This window comes from Paenibacillus donghaensis (assembly GCF_002192415.1).
Classification (GTDB): domain Bacteria; phylum Bacillota; class Bacilli; order Paenibacillales; family Paenibacillaceae; genus Paenibacillus_AQ; species Paenibacillus_AQ donghaensis.
In genome coordinates, this window is sequence record NZ_CP021780.1 from 2381082 (window position 1) to 2397219 (window position 16138).

17 protein-coding genes are annotated in these 16138 nt (G+C 50.7%); 8 read left to right on the forward strand and 9 right to left on the reverse strand.

Going from position 1 to position 16138, the window contains the following annotated elements:
* Positions 1 to 249: 249 nt before the first annotated feature.
* The 4 genes from B9T62_RS10295 to B9T62_RS10310 all read left to right on the forward strand — a co-directional run bounded on the left by B9T62_RS10295 (position 250) and on the right by B9T62_RS10310 (position 2568).
* Positions 250 to 786 (forward strand): sigma-70 family RNA polymerase sigma factor, encoded by a 537-nt coding sequence (locus B9T62_RS10295; RefSeq protein WP_087915175.1) that lies wholly within the window; start codon positions 250 to 252, stop codon positions 784 to 786.
* Positions 779 to 1369: a DUF4179 domain-containing protein gene (locus B9T62_RS10300; protein WP_087915176.1), complete on the forward strand. Its 591-nt coding sequence runs from the start codon at positions 779 to 781 to the stop codon at positions 1367 to 1369. The genes B9T62_RS10295 and B9T62_RS10300 overlap by 8 nt, the downstream gene beginning before the upstream one ends.
* Positions 1315 to 1884, forward strand: a complete 570-nt coding sequence (locus B9T62_RS10305) for a hypothetical protein (protein WP_157685549.1) — start codon at positions 1315 to 1317, stop codon at positions 1882 to 1884. The genes B9T62_RS10300 and B9T62_RS10305 overlap by 55 nt, the downstream gene beginning before the upstream one ends.
* Before the next feature lie 84 nt (positions 1885 to 1968).
* The gene (locus tag B9T62_RS10310) at positions 1969 to 2568 is read left to right on the forward strand and encodes a hypothetical protein (protein WP_157685550.1); all 600 of its coding nucleotides are present in this window, start codon (positions 1969 to 1971) and stop codon (positions 2566 to 2568) included.
* A gap of 361 nt (positions 2569 to 2929) precedes the next feature.
* Here the strand turns inward: B9T62_RS10310 and B9T62_RS10315 are convergent, their stop codons facing one another.
* The 6 genes from B9T62_RS10315 to B9T62_RS10340 form a co-directional block, all read right to left on the reverse strand.
* Positions 2930 to 3727, reverse strand: coding sequence for an alpha/beta fold hydrolase (locus tag B9T62_RS10315; protein WP_087915179.1), 798 nt, complete (start codon positions 3725 to 3727; stop codon positions 2930 to 2932).
* A complete protein-coding gene (locus B9T62_RS10320; protein WP_087915180.1) occupies positions 3724 to 4293 on the reverse strand; it encodes a PadR family transcriptional regulator in 570 nt (189 codons plus the stop codon). The genes B9T62_RS10315 and B9T62_RS10320 overlap by 4 nt, the downstream gene beginning before the upstream one ends.
* Positions 4294 to 4521: 228 nt before the next feature.
* Entirely contained in the window at positions 4522 to 5103 is a 582-nt protein-coding gene (locus B9T62_RS10325; protein WP_087915181.1) for a restriction endonuclease, read from the reverse strand.
* A 101-nt stretch (positions 5104 to 5204) separates the two neighbouring features.
* A complete protein-coding gene (locus tag B9T62_RS10330; protein WP_087915182.1) occupies positions 5205 to 6296 on the reverse strand; it encodes a hypothetical protein in 1092 nt (363 codons plus the stop codon).
* A 78-nt stretch (positions 6297 to 6374) separates the two neighbouring features.
* Positions 6375 to 7760 carry a sensor histidine kinase gene (locus tag B9T62_RS10335; RefSeq protein ID WP_087915183.1) on the reverse strand — a complete coding sequence of 462 codons (1386 nt, stop codon included), beginning with the start codon at positions 7758 to 7760 and terminating at the stop codon, positions 6375 to 6377.
* Between the two features lie 4 nt (positions 7761 to 7764).
* Positions 7765 to 8424 carry a response regulator transcription factor gene (locus B9T62_RS10340; protein ID WP_087915184.1) on the reverse strand — a complete coding sequence of 220 codons (660 nt, stop codon included), beginning with the start codon at positions 8422 to 8424 and terminating at the stop codon, positions 7765 to 7767.
* Between the two features lie 205 nt (positions 8425 to 8629).
* Here B9T62_RS10340 and B9T62_RS10345 point away from each other — a divergent pair, with 205 nt between their 5' ends.
* Together B9T62_RS10345 and B9T62_RS10350 are read left to right on the forward strand one after the other, a co-directional pair.
* A complete protein-coding gene (locus tag B9T62_RS10345) occupies positions 8630 to 9061 on the forward strand; it encodes a hypothetical protein (RefSeq protein WP_087915185.1) in 432 nt (143 codons plus the stop codon).
* Positions 9062 to 9095: 34 nt separating this feature from the next.
* Positions 9096 to 10091, forward strand: a complete 996-nt coding sequence (locus tag B9T62_RS10350; RefSeq protein ID WP_157685551.1) for a 3-oxoacyl-[acyl-carrier-protein] synthase III C-terminal domain-containing protein — start codon at positions 9096 to 9098, stop codon at positions 10089 to 10091.
* 134 nt (positions 10092 to 10225) lie between these two features.
* On the opposite strand, the gene B9T62_RS10355 is transcribed toward B9T62_RS10350, so the two are convergent.
* The 3 genes from B9T62_RS10355 to B9T62_RS10365 all read right to left on the reverse strand — a co-directional run bounded on the left by B9T62_RS10355 (position 10226) and on the right by B9T62_RS10365 (position 12798).
* On the reverse strand, positions 10226 to 10603 hold the full coding sequence (locus tag B9T62_RS10355) for a PilZ domain-containing protein (protein ID WP_087915187.1): 378 nt from the start codon (positions 10601 to 10603) through the stop codon (positions 10226 to 10228).
* Positions 10604 to 10679: 76 nt separating this feature from the next.
* Positions 10680 to 12248 (reverse strand): DUF4179 domain-containing protein, encoded by a 1569-nt coding sequence (locus B9T62_RS10360; RefSeq protein WP_087915188.1) that lies wholly within the window; start codon positions 12246 to 12248, stop codon positions 10680 to 10682.
* Positions 12217 to 12798 carry an RNA polymerase sigma factor gene (locus B9T62_RS10365; protein ID WP_087915189.1) on the reverse strand — a complete coding sequence of 194 codons (582 nt, stop codon included), beginning with the start codon at positions 12796 to 12798 and terminating at the stop codon, positions 12217 to 12219. Before B9T62_RS10365 ends, B9T62_RS10360 begins: the two co-directional genes overlap by 32 nt.
* A 1095-nt stretch (positions 12799 to 13893) precedes the next feature.
* Between B9T62_RS10365 and B9T62_RS10370 the strand changes: the two genes are divergently transcribed.
* On the forward strand, positions 13894 to 14841 hold the full coding sequence (locus tag B9T62_RS10370; RefSeq protein ID WP_087920216.1) for an EamA family transporter: 948 nt from the start codon (positions 13894 to 13896) through the stop codon (positions 14839 to 14841).
* Positions 14842 to 15043: 202 nt separating this feature from the next.
* Entirely contained in the window at positions 15044 to 16126 is a 1083-nt protein-coding gene (locus B9T62_RS10375; protein WP_087915190.1) for a radical SAM/SPASM domain-containing protein, read from the forward strand.
* Positions 16127 to 16138: the final 12 nt, after the last annotated feature.

A 16138-nucleotide genomic window follows, 5' to 3' on the forward strand; every position in this document is an offset into this window, starting at 1 on the left:
GGAATTGCAGGATTCGCTGAGTCCGGCAATGGTTGTGAAATGCTCGGATACCCTGCCGTCCAGAGAATACCGGACCATATCATATACCTCCGAAGCAGCGATACTACGTATCGCTTTCAGGTATCCGTTTCTGCGAGATATAGAAGGATATACCATCAGGTTAAGCTTATACTTTCTGATATTTTGTGAAAAAAACTGTTTCTGGCGGCTGTCCGTCTTAATCTATAGAATGTGGAGAGGAGAGGGGTTATGGCATTGTCCGAGACTCAGATGAAAAGGGTGATCCTGGTGAATACCCGCGACGAGACAGAATTCTATGATTCGATCATGCTCTACCGAGAGCAGCTCTATAGTATTGCTTACAGCTATCTGCGCAGCCGCAATGACGCACTGGAAGCAATGCAGGAAATGACTTGCAGAGCTTGGACCAAGAGGAGAACATTGAAAGAGCCCAAAGCTTTTAAATCGTGGCTGATCCGCATCCTGATCTATGTGTGCATTGATGAACAGAGACGAAGGAAACGGGTGCTTCCGCTCGTATCAGAGAACCTGGAGGGGCTGGTCATGAAGCCTGACTCCTCCAGAATGGAGATGCTCTGGGCGCTTGACCAGGTAAAGCCGAAATACCGTCATGTTCTGCTGCTGAAATATTATCATGATCTGACGTTGTCCGATATTGCCGCTGTACTGAAGAAACCTGAGGGTACCGTGAAGACCTGGCAGCACAAAGGGCTTAATCAGTTAAGGGGAATTATGAAGAATCGGGAGGAGTGGAATCATGAGTAGCCGCGAAGAAGTGAAGATGTGGGAGGAAGCCGCGCAGTGGCCGCTAGAGATGCAGCCTGCCGATGCCGCAGCACAGAGCAGAGCAATCAGAGCAGGAATTGTACGGGGTCAAAAGAAAAGCAGAAGGCGGCTGCTCGCCGGCAGCGCGGGCGGACTGATTGCCGCGGCTGTGCTTGCGGCAGGTCTGCTGCTGTTTAACCCGGCTGAATGGTTTCAGCCGCCCGTTGCTGCCGTAGAGGAGAAGGTAGAATGGGGCACGCTGGAGCTTTTTAAAGATAATCTTTTCTATGATTCTGCCGTTCTACCGTATGTGCTTAAGCATGATTACATTCAGTCAATCGATCAATCAGCCGAAAGCAAAGGGTTCACAATTAATGTAAACGCCGTGTTCGCCGACGAGAATGTGCTTACGATGTTATATACGGCTTCCACGACTACTGACTATGAAATCTATAATGTATCCAGCTCCCTGCTAAAGGACTTGTCTACCGGGGGGATATCGGTGATGGAAATAGAAGTACGAGCAGTTTGCATGTCAAAGAAAACAAGCAACTGTACATCGGACGGACCACTTTACCGCTAAACCGTGCAGAGCCTGCGCTAGATCAAGTGGAAGCGGAATTTCAAATCGCCTACGTAGACCCAGGCAAGCTGGCTGGTCCGAAGACCGGTACGATTATGAAAGACATGCACTACACACAGAAGATGAAGCTCAGTTTCGCCATCGACCCAAAATTCTGGGCAACACCAACTGAAATTGTGCCTGTCAATCAATCATTTGTAATAGATGGGGAAAAAGTTACCTTGACTGAAATTGAGCGCTCACCAGTACAGACTTTAACCAGATTCAAATTCTCTGATGAAGTAAACGCGGATTGGGAACGTAAGCAAAACATCATATCTGACTTACTCTTCAACCTGTCCTACATTAGGGGCGGCGTAAAGACTGAGCTGGTTCCCTATCGAGGTAATGGAACGGATGAAGGCTACGAAAACATGTTCGAAGGGAATTCATTGGATACAGTGGATGCGCTGCTGCTGGAGCTGATCAGATCAGAGCCGAAGCAACAGATCCGGGTGGACTTGAACCAGAAATAATTCTGTTTGGAATTCCCTGGAATCGGGTAACTCATGTTAGGTTTGCTGAAATCCAACATAAGTTATTAACGAATGGGAGTGGACATGATGAAACACAACAAATGTTACCTGGTGATCTCAGCCGTAGTCTTGACGTTTGCGCTTAGCGCCTGCAGCAATAATAACAATGCATCAACCAATACAGCTGCTACCGAGCCGCCTGCTGCCGGGGCTGTTACAGCTGCCCCTGCTGCTTCGCCGGAAGCTACCACTTCTCCGGTGGTGGAAGGCGGTGCTACCGCAGCGCCGCAGGTTACGGCAGCACCGGAAGCGTCAACTGCAGCCGAGAACTCGGCTGAACCGGGATCAAGCGGCACCGCCGAACGCCCCGAATATTTGCCGGAGGACTTCCCGCTGCCTGAAGACAGCAAGATTGAGACATCGAACTCAGGATTGTCCGAGGACAAGAAATACGCCATGTTGATTTATACAACCGAACAAGACATGGCTGCAGTCACCAAGCTGTACAAGGATTACTTCAAAGCAAAAAACTTAAGTGATGCAGGCCAGACGATCGATGACAAGAACCTGATTATCCAGGGAGTGGATGAGCAGAACAAACAGAGCTGGTCCCTGATTGGTGGTGTAATGGCATCCTCTGAGCACAAGGTAATTGAATTAACCCTTACTTGGATGGAAATGTAGGCCATACCGCACGCAGGAAAGCTCGGGGCGCCTTTAGCGGGTTGATTGAGAGATTCAAGGTATAAAAACAAAGCAGCGATTCTCTGGTTAATGGAGTGAGAGTCGCTGCTTTATTTATGTCAGATTGCGGATTGGGTTAACAGTTGCGGACCGTAAAGACCTTATTTTCCGATTTATGGCTGATTTGCACTGCTTGCGGACTCAGATGCCCTTATATACTTCAAACTCTTCGTTTTCTAGCCTCATTCAGTGCGATAGCGGCCATACAGTCCGTAACTTACCCGAAAAGACCCGAAATCTGCAAATAGAGGCTATAGGGTCCGCAGCTGCTGCATAAGAAGAGTGATCGGCTAGGCGCTTACTACTTAACCTGCAGGAACCTCTTGACCTCTGCGATAAATTGCTGCGGCTGCTCCAGGTGGGGGTAATGCCCGCAATCCTCCAGTGTAATCAGCCTGGCAGCCGGAAGCTGCTGCTCCAGCAGACGGCAGGTCTGTCTATTGAAGGGGAGATCGCGTCCGGCCTCCAGGATCAACACCGGCATACGGAGCTCGCCAAGCCGTCCGCTGGCCAGGGGCATCAGCGGACGCTGCAGCGAAGGTTTGCTCTGATAGAAGCCCGGATTTCCCAGATAGAGCTGCTTGAATTCCGCCCTGGTCTGTGCTTCCTGTGGAACAAGATAACGCCAGAAGCGGTTGTTCATGAAATGGTCCGCCGCCTTCTCTATACCGCTTCGCTGCACCCGGAGGAAGTCCTTGACTCCTTCCCAGCTGAGGCGCAGCGGATATTTGCGTCCATTGAGAGAAGGAGCTACAAGGATCAGCTTGTTCACCCGTTCAGGGTAGGCGAGTGCAAAATCAATGGCCGCGCTGCCCCCGAAGGAGGAGGCGGCAATATGCGTCCGGGCGATGCCCAGATGATCCAGCACCGCGCGAATATCTTCATAATAAGAGAAGGGAGCAGCGGGCGGTTCGGTGCGCCCGTATCCCCGCTGGTCATAACGGATCATTCGGAAGTCCTCGGCTAATGGCGCAGCATGTCTGTTCCATACCTCCAAGTTCGAATAGCCTCCATGAAGCAGCAGCAGCGGTTCGCCTTCACCTTGCATATCAAGGTTGAAGTTGATTCCGTTAATATTGTGCAGCTGTGGTTGGTTCATTTCGTTTCACCCTTTCTGTCCTCATCCGGTATCCTGGCTAACAGCAGGAGCGCTTCCCGGCACCACTGAAGTCTTGTTTCTGAAGAGAGTAATCCATAACGCAGCGTCAGGCTCCAGAACGGATATTGCTCCTGGTGTTTATGCAGCAGCAGTTCTGCTTCCTGTTGTTTGTAAGCGGCGATGCTCTGTGTAAGGTCCGTCTGTTCCCGTTCGAACAAGGCTGCCAGCGCAGGGGCATCCTTGGGGCGGGCGAAGAACACGCGCAGCAGCAGCTCATCCCGGTAATTCAGCGGGTTCACAGGGCTGGCCAGCCAAGTGCTGAAATGCTCCAGGCCTGCGTTCGTGATCTCATATTTCTTCTGTTTCCGTGAATGGTTGGGGTAACTGACCTCAGCCGCATATCCCTGGGCTACGATTTCCTTAAGTGCCGGATAGATCTGACCGTAGCTTTCGCTCCAGAAATGCCGCAGCGATTCGGAGAAATGCTTGCGGATATCGTATCCTGAGCAGGGGCCTTTGGTCAGAACACCAAGGACGGCAAATAGGGTATTGCTGGTTTTTGCCATAGGAAGTACACCTCCTTATTATGTATCTAAAAGATATATATAATATATCTTTTAGATACATAATAACTGCTTGGGACAAATCAGTCAATATCCCTTGAGCAGCAAGATCTGCTATCTGGAACATCTGTATTTGCCTCTAAGAGTGACAGCGCGGAAACAGCCGGCATCAGAGTGGTAAGGAAACCTCTAATGTCGGCATGCAAATGCGGCAAACGGCCTCTATAATTATCAGCGGTGTTTACCGCTCCAGCGTTCTGTGCGCGCTTCGGGTTCATCCTCCAGTATGGCGGCTGCGTCTTCCCATTGCTTGCTTTTGTAGCATTCGATCAGTTCGATTAGATCATTGCGGTCAAGCAGCAGCACGCCGTTCACCCCGGCGAGAATCCGGCAGGCTTCCGTGTAACGTCCCGAGGTGAGGACAACTGCCCGTTCAGCCTCATAATACCTCATGGAGCTATAGACCTCCTGAACTGCGCTAAGTCCGACCGGATGGCTCTGACTGTAGCGTTTAGCCTGCACTACGGTGCGTTTGCCCTGGCTGTCGGTGAAGACCAGATCTGCACCGAAATCCCGGCTGCTGGTTGTTTTATGTACTTCCTTGTACCCCAGGCCTGAAACGAAGCGGAACAAATATTGCTCGAATTCGCTGCCGTCCGTCATCTGGTCGATATCACGGATACTGATCTTGCGCGGGTTGGCATCACTAAGCCGTCTGCGCCGGCGGCTTATGCGCATGCGAAGCAGAACAACCAGCAACAGAATAGCGAAGATTATTCCATAGATGTAGAATGGGATCTGTTCGAAAACCATGGGCTCAACCTTCCTGTCCTAAAAATGCGAAACATGTGTTTGTGTATAAGTATACTAAAAAACCGGGCCGTTTAGGGCCCGGGGGTAAGATTGCCCGCAGCTTATTTAGCAGGAGCAGCTTCCTTGTAGATCAGACAGCGCAGGGTTTGGTCCGGATACCTCATCTCAGCAGTATACGTGCTGCCGTCCTCCAGCGTGATCTTCACATTCACCATTCCCCGTTTCTCATCCTCCGCACTCTTGACCAGGGAGGCACTGCTAATCTTGCGGGTCTCCCCCTGCTTCTCCGTTACAATCCTGCGTGCGGCTTCAATCCAGCTCTTGTCCTTAGAGATCTTCTTGCTGGCGGCTGCCGATATTGGTGTTCTCACAGCATCGTAGTTAACAACCGTTGTGTCCACCACAGTGCCTGTTAGTGAATCAACAATGACATTATAACTTAGAAAAGAGACACCGTTGGCAAGCAAGGTCTTCATTTTGTAGGGCCGGTAAGAAATCCACCAGTTGCCTTTCTGCGCGGGTCCAAAGCGGTTGAAGCTTGCTTTGGTCTCTAGCTTGGACACATCTGCATCAAAAATTCTGGCTACACTTGCCTTGGCTGCGGAGAGGGCAGCGGTCTTGCTGATGTCCTTTGTGTCGGGCTGCTGCGGCTTCCACTGCTGTGACAGAGCAAAATTTTCCCGCCAGTTCCAATCGACAAATTGCAGTAATTCTTCGTCTGTCAGCGCTCTGGCAGGCAACATAAAGGAGCCTTGCTGCATATCGATATAGAACTCGTTGTTGCCCTTCTGCAACGGTATAGAACTGGCAGGACGAAGCCCGTCATATTGATAGTTCTCATCCAGAATGTCGCGGCGTTTCACTTCGGCTTCTGACATATCACGGCTCATATCCAGACCGCTGTTTCTAATGTTGAAGTAATCCGTTATTTTCTTGATCTCTGCCGGCGTCATCTGCTCTTTCAAGTATTCTTCCACGGTAGAGACCGGAGTTGCGGCTTCTACCTTGAGCACAGGGATGTTGCCGCTGTCCAGCTTCACCTTCGTTATGGATTGCTCCTGCACTGCGGGGATGCGCTCGGCTGCGACAGCTTGCTGTTTCACCAGTCCCGGCACGCTTAATGCACTGAGGGTCAGCAATCCCCCTGAAATGGCAAATACGGTAATGGCTGCGGTGATTCTCTTAGATTTCATAGTTTGATGTTACCTCCATCTTCTTGATTAGGCTTGGCCTGCACCTAATGTAAGCTAAAGATGTTATAGAGTTAGAGCTTAGTTGTTATGGAGTTGTAAAAAGATACGGATGCGCGTTCCCTGATGCTTCACGGATTCGAGCACAAGTCTTGCTCCATGCGCATCGGCGATCTGGCGGCATAACGACAACCCGAGTCCGGCTCCGCCATGCTCCCGGGAACGGGCCTGATCGGCGCGGTAGAAGGGTTCGAACGCCCGTTCCACCTGCTCTGGCGTCATGCCTGTTCCACAGTCCCGTACTTCCAGTACCGCGGCGTCATCCTCCTCATAGGCCAGCAGCCGGATTTCTGCTCCAGCCGGAGAAGCATGAACCGCATTGTCTATGCAGTTGATCAGCCAGGAGGCCAGCAGGTCGGGATCTCCCCATATGCGCTCAATGGACAGCTCCTGGACAAGCGTAAGATCGGCGTTCTTCAGCTGTGCGCTTTCGGTCTGCCGGACAGCCTGGAACAAAGCCTGGATGTTAACGCTGCCTGGCTTCAGCACCTGATGGCGGACCGCCGACAGCTCAAGCAGCTTAAAGGCCAGATTCTTAAGCCTAACTGTCTCACTCAGAATATACTGGCTGGCCGTTCTGCGGTCTTCTTCCCCGATATTTGCCGCATTCAGGTATTCGGCGAAACCCAGCATGCCTGTTAAGGGGGTCCGCAGCTCATGGGCCAGATTGTCGACGATCCGCTGCTTCTCTACTGCCATCTCCGACAGCTCTGTCACATGCTGCTCTACCGCTTCTGTCATCTGGTTGAAGCTGCGGGCCAGCTCACCGAACTCGTCATTGCTGCGGATGTGGACTCTTTCGGCATAATTCCCGCCTGCGATATCCCTGGTGGTGGCCGTCAGCTGGCGCAGCGGCCGGGTCAGTTGTCTGATCATTAGGAACAGAGCAAGAACGAGTAGGGGACCCACTGTGAAATTAATAATTACAAACAGGCGGTTCAGCTCATTCTGCTGGTCATATAGCTCCTCGATATTCCGCTGGTATACAAGCAGAAGATTATTGTAGGGAGCGGGGAGGAGGTTCGAGCTGCGGATATAACGCACCCCGTCGATCTCCAGCTGTTCATAGAGCAGTTGGGGTTTCCGCTGCACCTCTGTTTCCGCCGGGTACAGCAGCCGGTCTCCATCCCACAGCTGAATGCCAATATCTTGCTGCTTGTAATAATCGGCATAGGAGGAGGCAACCTCCAGCAGCATCTGCTCGGTAACCCGGGTTCCACGGGATTCAATCGAATTCAGGTTCTCATAGATATTGTTGGCAATCAGCGTCTGATCGCTGGCCGCTCGCTCTGTTTCCCGCTGCAGGCTCAGCTGCAGACTGCGGTTCATCATAATCAGGACACTCACATCCAGCGCGGTAATGAACAGAACCAGCACGAGCAGAAGGGTTTTGTGCCAGAATTTCATAACTTCAGCCCTCCACTTCGAGACGGTAGCCCAGCTTAAAGATCGTCTTGATCCGTTCCTCCCAGCCCAGCTTCCTGCGCAGCTGGCGGATGTGAACATCCACCGTCCGGGTCTCGCCTTCGTAATCAAACCCCCAGGCCAGCTCCAGCAACTTCTCTCTGGACAAGGCGATATTCCGGTTCTGAATCAGCACCTCCAGCAGCTCGAATTCCCTTGCCGTCAGCTCCACCGGGTGCCCGTCCTTCCATACCTTACGTTCCTGCAGCCGGACCTCAACCTGATCCAGCGCGAAGACGGAGCTTGGCTGGTCTTGGTGGCGGAGTGCCACATTAATTCTCGCCAGCAGCTCCAGGATCTCAAACGGCTTGATGATATAGTCATCTGCTCCCAGCTCAAAACCGGTAATCCGGTCGGCTAATGAATCTTTGGCAGTAATAAAGATGACGGCCATATTCCTAGGCTGAATCTCCTTCATCAGCTCAAACCCGTTCATTTCAGGCAGCATCACATCCAGCAGAACCAGATCGACCTGTTCCTTCTCCAGGATGTTCAGAGCCTCTACACCATTGTAGGCTTTATAGAATTGATGGCCCACCAGCTTCAGGTTCATCGTAATTAAATCGCTGATTGATTTTTCGTCTTCAACTACCAGGATGCTTGCCATTGTCTAACCCTCCGGAAATGTAATGTTTAGGTATTCGGGAGCAGTGGTCATGTTTCCTTCTGAGAAGTTTAGAGTGGATTACAATAAACGAGTAATTTGTCATTTTATAGCGTGATTATCGCGAAAAAACTAGAAAAATGATGTAAAGTGCAAGAAAACCTCAAAAGAGTCAAAGAATTTGTCGATAGTAGTTAAGAGGTAAATCATGGGAAAGCAAATTTTCCCAGAGATGCAGCATAGAGAGACACAAAAAAAAGGACAGGAGATGTACCCGAAAATGATTGCAGAAACAAAGATGTACCCAGAGTTTAACACCATTTTTATCAGCTTGCATGGTTTCGCCGAACTGCAGGAAACCATCGCTGAAGTAGACAAGTTTGAAGCTTCAATGCCATCGCTGCCGCTGAAGGAGATGTCATTGATCATTGACTGCCATGATATGTCCCCATTCAAACCGGACATTCTGCCGGTACTGGAGCGTTGCTATGTAATGTACAACGAATTCAAGCACACGGTGCTTGTGAACCCCAAGAAAGTGGTTGCCAAATCTCAACTGCAGAGAGTAGCACCCAATGCCAATTTCAAGGGTCATTTCGTAGATACGGTTGAAGAAGCTTGGGCTATCATCAAAGCATAAACATACATCAACTTGCAAAGGGTGGTCAAACTTGGTGAACGTGAAAATAATAGGCACCGAAGTGTACCATCCGGCCACTAAAATCAGCAATGAGGAGCTGGCTCAGACCGCCGGCGAATCGGCAGCAAAGCTGATTGGCATCTGGGAATATTTCGGACGCAAGGACCGTTATTATGCTACGAATGATGAGGAAAGCACGCTCATGATGGGCATTGAAGCAGCCAAAGCCGTACTGAAGGCGCATGGCTTAAGCGGCAGTGATCTGGATATGATTGTGTTCTCTTCCGGAACACATGATTTCAGCGCGCCTACCGATGCGGCTCTGGTGCATCAGGCTCTCGAAGGTAAAGACACTTGTATTGTTTATGACAGCAACGCCAACTGTGTAGGCATGGTTGTGGCCGCCGATCAGGCAGCCCGCGCAATGACCACCAATAACAAAATGAAATATGCGCTGATCGTAGGTTCCGAGCAGATTGCCCGCTTCTATAAAGAGGGAGATCTGGCCTCCAAGGGGCTCTGCGGCGATGCGGCATGTGCGGTTCTGCTGGAACGTATAGAGGAAGGGGATCAGGGCTTGATTGATTCCGCCTACTATACCAATTCTCAAAAAGCCGAGGATATGCTGTTTCCGTACGGAGGCATGACACAGATGTTCAGCGAGCAGCTGACGCTCGAAGAGAAGAAGATTTATCTTCACCCCGAGTATAATGTCAATGTGGCTTTCCCGACAGCGGTAAGCAATATCGAGCTGCTGCTGCGGGAGCATGGGCTGGAAAAAAGCGATATCACGCACTATATGCTCAGCCAGCTGAACTTGAGTGTGATCAAGGATATTGCCGGCAAGCTGGGAGAAGAGCTGGATAAATTCCCTTATGTAGGCGATATCTACGGGTATACCGGCACTAGCAGCCCCTTCCTCACGCTGCACCATGCGATCCAAGCCGGAACCCTTGTTCGCGGTGATCTGTTCTTCATGTGGTCCGTGGGAGCCGGTATTACCAGCTGTGCTACACTGTGGAGATTGTAATTGTACACAAGCTTTGCTCTATAGAAGAAAGGCCCGCGAATTACTGCGGGCCTTTTGTTTGCTTGGCAGAGTCGGATACCGCTCTTATAGTAGCGGCAAAGCCATTTCTTCCTAAGTCGGGCGATGAGCCTGCGTTAGCGGACGATGATTTTGCGTTCACCGGCAAGCAGCCGCAGCTCGCGCGGAAGCCGGTCACGGTCATGCTCGGGGATATCCAACTGTACTCCGTAATGAAACCTGGAGTCCTTCTCGAAGTTCCATTTCAGTGTTCCCTCCAGATAGATAGGCTCTTCATGCAGCACCATCTCCATGCCAACACGGATCTGGTTCTGCTCCGCCTGCATATTCAGCAGAAGCGACAGGCGGCAGCCGGAGCGGCTGATATCATGCAGCAAGGCGCTGACAGGCTTGGAGGGAACATTGTTCCCGTTAATGCTGAGAATATAAAGCTCAAAGGAAGCCGGTTCAACAAGATCATAACGAAAGGGCTCGGTTCTGCGGTTAGTGGTCATCTGTTCCTCCATCAATGTTCGGTTTAGACTTTTATATATCTATCGACCATAATGTGGAATAAATGAAGAGCAGATATCAATCCTTGGCAGCACCCTCCGGCAGCTCGAAGCTCCAGGCAACATTTGTATATTTTTTGTCGGTAAGGGTGCGGGTTAAGGTGAGCTCCTTGGGCAATGTCTTTACATTCTTGGCGATCAAATAAATGAGATTGGTATGATCATCGGTTTGGCCAAAGGTTACATCTTCTCCGATACTGTAGGATCCGCGCCGTACCACCTCATACTTTTGACCGAGTTCATCGCGAGCTATCCATTGGTCTCCAGCTAATCGGTTGAAGTACTGTCCACTTATCGCCATCCAGGCCGAAGGTCCGGGTTCATCAGCGGTTTCCGTAATCTTGATGTCATGTACTTTAAGGAGGTCGCCCTGAGCATTGAAAATAGCCGGCTGCTGCTTCAGCATCTGTGGCCGAACCGTGAAGGAATCCTCTGATGTAACGGGTATGGCGTAACCGTCGAGAATGAAACGAACAGGACCGCTGTCACTGTCATAAGGCAGGTCGTTTACATAATAGCTCCAGCGTAATTTGTCAGGTGTATTGCTCTGATGCTTGGTGTAAACTGCGCCATGACTGCTAACTATTGGACTCAACACCTCATTCTTGGCATTCTCAAAATGAAACATGAGTTCCAAATCGTCCCTGAGCTCCGCCGGTGTCCGTGCTTGGGCTTGATCCGTAAGCAACGTGGTGAACTCCAGTTTAACTCCGGCAGGTGACCGCACAATATTCTCCATCTCTAGAGATAACCCTTCTGGAGTGGTATAGGTGTTATCCAGCTTCGTGGTTTGGGTTAGAGCGTTCGCCTTGGTCATATCGACCTTGTAGCTGAAGCCCCAATCGCCTGTAACAACTTTTCCCCGCTTGGAATCGACAGTCAGTTCATTCACCTCAGCCTCAATAACCACGGTCTCTCCAGGCTCCTCATTAGGGAAAATATAAGACATTAGCAGATACTCCTGCTTGAATGTTCCGTTCTCTGACCTGCTTTCCATAGGAACAGTCATAGTTCCTTTCCCGATAATCTGTCCTGCTTCATTGCGAAGCTTAAGCCAGCTTGAGCTGAACATCGACATGGCATTGTTAGCGGGTTGACCTGAACGGTCGGTAATTCGCAGGTTGATCACCATACGGTTTGGATCGGCCACCACCTCCTGCAAGGAAAGGGTATATCCTTGATCGTAGACCTGAATATCAGGCTGCTGAATGATTCCAAGCTCCTTGGCCTTCATTAGGTGAAGATCAGTCCATTCCTTAGGCAGGATAACCCTTGAGCCGGGGGAAGGAGTGGTGTTGGCGGGACTCAGAAGAGAAGGGCTGTACAGGATAGCCGAAGCGGCAATAACAGTGCCGAGCGTCACAGCCATACCCCAAGTCCAGGCTCGTCTGGCCGATTGGCTTATCTGTTTATGTCTTAACCATGGTACTTGGATACGATGAGCAGGGAGTATCTCTGCGCCCCGCACCTGCTCCATGACTCGGGCAGTGAAATCATCCGGCAGGGGTTGCTCTCCGCTGAATTGCAGAGCGGCGTTCCAATTGTCTTCTGTGGTATTAAGGGGTTTGCCGTAATCCGATGGTTTCATGGGAATCCTCCTTGGAATGTGACCATTGTTTTCTCAGCTTCAACCTGGCGCGGTGAAGGCGATTCTTGACCTGATGAATCGTCAGACCCGTTACCGCAGCAATTTCCTCATAAGACAGCTCATTGGTATAGCGCAGCAGCAGTACAATCCGGTAACGTTCCGGCAGCTTCGCCAGCTTCTGCTGCATGTCAAGCTGTGCTTCCTTACGCATATACTGCTCTTCCGGATTTAAGGCATCTTCTTTCTTCTGCAGCAGTGATTGCTCGACGAATCCGAACGTGCGGCGCCGCTTCTGGGACCGGAACAGATTGATCGCAATCGTATACAGCCAGGAGGCGAAGCTGGATTGCTCCCTGTGATCCCGCAGCTTCCGGTAGGCCTTGATGAACGTCTCCTGGGCCAGATCCTGCGCGTCCTGATGCGACGCACCCATTCCCAGCAGCAGGCCGTATAAGGCGGACTTGTATTTGTCCACCAGCCCTGCGAAGGCTTCAGGATCTCCATTCAATACTTGCTGTATGATCCATTTCTCATTTGACTGATCCTCCATGTACACCCTCCAAGCCTTTCTATTTATGTATAAGACGCTGCAAGCTCTGCTAATTTCTCACTTTTATATGAAATTGAACCCTCGCAGCTGGATGCTCACGGGTTGGCGAGGCAGTTTAAAATAGGTGTTTTATTGAATTGCATTGTGCATCTAATTTCAGCTGAAACCTCTCTCAGAAGGCGATTAAGTGCGATATTGGTTACTACTTAGAGCCCCCTTGTGTTCCTTGTGTTACTCGTCCGAGCCTGTCATACCACACCGCACGACAAGGAGGCTAAGCATAACAAAGGAAGGCTGTCGCCAGTAACCAGCGCTTAACTTTCAGACTACTAACGGACTCAGGAGCCTCTATTTGCTGTAAAAAGGCTGTTTTGCAGGTCTAACGGACTCAGGAGCCTCTATTCAGGCAAAAACCCACTAGTTAGGGCCTGTTTTTCCAATATAGAGGTTATGCGGTCCGCTAGACTCCAAACCATCGCAGGAATGCGGAAATAGGAGCTATAAGGTCCGCTAGGACGTGGGTTACCTGAAGGGGGAGGGTTTGGATTACGGTAGTGCGATCCCCTAACCTTCGCAAGTAAACCTTCTATATCCTCGCAGGGGCCTAAGTAGTAACCGCTTTTGCAACTAATTCATTGGCTCGGACTTATGAAACCACTATTGCATCCATTTATTCCGTGAGTTCCAAAGCCATACCTGAATTTGCATAGTTTAACACAGGGCGGCTAGTGAATAGCCTCTATTAATTCGTTTAGTCCCTAAGAGTTATTTTATTTCACCAGATGTGTTGCGATAGGAGAGGCGGAGGATGTTACAGGGTGAGCAGAGGTCCATACAATTTAAATTTAAGGAATATGGTTGACAGCAGCTTACTTCCCGTGTAACATATGAACAGTCGTCAACACAACATTTGCATAATTTTCTCGTATAACCTCGCAGCGGGCTGGTCCCGACAAGGGCGAGGGTTTCTACAGGAAGCCTACTCTTCCTAACTACGATGATAAGGTCAGCCTCACTACACCTTATCCCGGAGTTAGGTTTATTTGTGTGTTGCGGCCGAATGAATTGATTCGGGAGGATTAAACCATGAAAGATATGAAATACCTAATATCCGTGCTGGTCGGAGCGATGAGTTACGGCATTCTATCAACGATTGTAGTACTTGCTTATGGAAAAGGATATTCGCTGGGGGAAGTTGTCGGCACACAGCTGCTGACCGGATTTATCCTCGCCTGGCTGCTGGCGCTCTATACCAAGCTTAAAGAAAACCGCAAACACGCTAAGGGGGGCGCAGGTTCTGCCGCTTACGCCAAAGCTTCAACTCCTATAACCTGGAAGCAAAGAATTTTGCTGATGCTGGCCGGTGCGCCGACAGTGGTGACAGGCCTTGTCTACTATCAGTCCTTGCGTTATATTCCGGCTTCGCTGGCCATTATCCTATTATTCCAGTTTACCTGGATCAGCGTGCTGATTCAGTCCGTCAGCAGACGTCAGCGTCCCAATAAGGTGACCTTGCTGACCTTGCTGGTACTGTTCGGAGGAACCTTGCTTGCTGCCGGAATCTTCGATCAGGGCGCAGCACATTTCAATCCGCTCGGAATTACTCTGGGCTTGCTCTCGGCAGTAAGTTATTCCATGTTCATCATCTTCAGCGGCAAAGCGGTGCCTTCTGTGCATCCGGCATACCGCAGTGCCTGGATGATTACAGGCGGCTTCCTTCTGCTATGCATTTTGTTCCCGCCAACCTTTATTTTCAGCGGATTGCTGTGGAGCCAGCTGCTTTTCTACGGCTTCCTGCTGGGATTGTTTGGTGCCTTCATTCCGCCTGTGCTGTTCGCCATTGGCGTACCGCATATCGGCGGGGGGATGGCCGGAATTCTGGGCGCGGCCGAGCTGCCGGTTGCCGTACTCCTGTCTTCCTTCGTGCTGCATGAGCAGGTGAGCATGCTGCAGTGGGTCGGCGTAGGGCTGGTACTGCTGGGGGTAGTGCTTCCTGAACTGCACAAGGTGAAATGGGGCAACAGCAAGGCCATCATTCATTAATTCCAGTTTGCTTAAATAGCCTGCTTTATATCGACGTGGAGTCCCTGACGGGCTTCACGTCTTTTTTTGTCGCGAGTAGGGGATAACGGCAATTAGCAGTTTTGACAATAATAACTTACCGCGATACAATAAAACGTGTATTAAACGCGTTTAAATTTAAACTGATAATCGGATTTATAAAGACCAAGAAAGGATGATTAAGATGACTCCGAAATTGGACTTAGCGCAGTACCTCAACAACGGCGTGGAAAGAATTATTAGAGACGCATTGAAAGCAACGCTAAAAGCGCCAAGAGAAAGCGTTTTTCTGGTTCGATATGCCGTAGCAGCAGCGAAGGCAAAAAAACGGAGAGCAGAGCTGGCAGCGCAAAACGAGCATATTCCGCCATTTCTGATTGCCAGCATTACTAGCCGCTGCAATCTGTGGTGTGCGGGCTGCTATGCCCACCATGAGCATGCCTGTGCCGATGCTCCTGCGCGCGGCGAGCTTCATGAAACTGAATGGGAGCGTATTTTTACGGAGGCTTCCGAGCTTGGGGTCAGCTTCATCCTGCTTGCAGGCGGAGAGCCGCTGATACGAAGGGATGTACTGGAGCAGGCCTCGGCTCACCGGGATATCCTGTTTCCTGTATTTACAAACGCCACGATGCTTGACGGCACATACCTTTCCTTATTTGATTCGGCCCGCAATCTGGTACCCGTTCTAAGTATTGAAGGCGATCGCAGTATGACTGATGCACGCAGAGGCAGCGGCGTCTATCAAAGGCTGACAGAAGTGATGGAGGCATTGCAGAGTAAAAGCATTCTGTACGGGGTCTCTGTTACGGTCACAGTAGAAAATCTTGCCTATGTCACCGGAGATCAGTTTCTAACCCAATTACAGCAGAGCGGCTGCAGGGTTGTGATTTATGTAGAGTATGTGCCCGTAGATCCAGGAACCCAGGATCTCGCGCCTACCCATGCGGAACGCGCATATCTTGCACAGCGGCTTACGGCGCTGCGCAGCGGAGACGCGGGGATGGTTATGATATCCTTCCCTGGGGATGAGTTGGCCTCAGGAGGCTGCCTTGCCGCAGGCCGCGGATTCTTCCACATTAACGCGCATGGCGGAGTTGAGCCGTGCCCATTCTCGCCTTATTCGGATACTTCGCTACGCGAGGGAACATTAAGGGACGCCCTGCATTCCCCGCTGTTTGCCAAGCTGAGCAGCGGGGAACTGCTGCAGCACCATACGGGAGGTTGTGTTTTGTTTGAGCAGCAAGAAATGGTTCGGCGGCTGCTATAAGTTTGCGCTTTG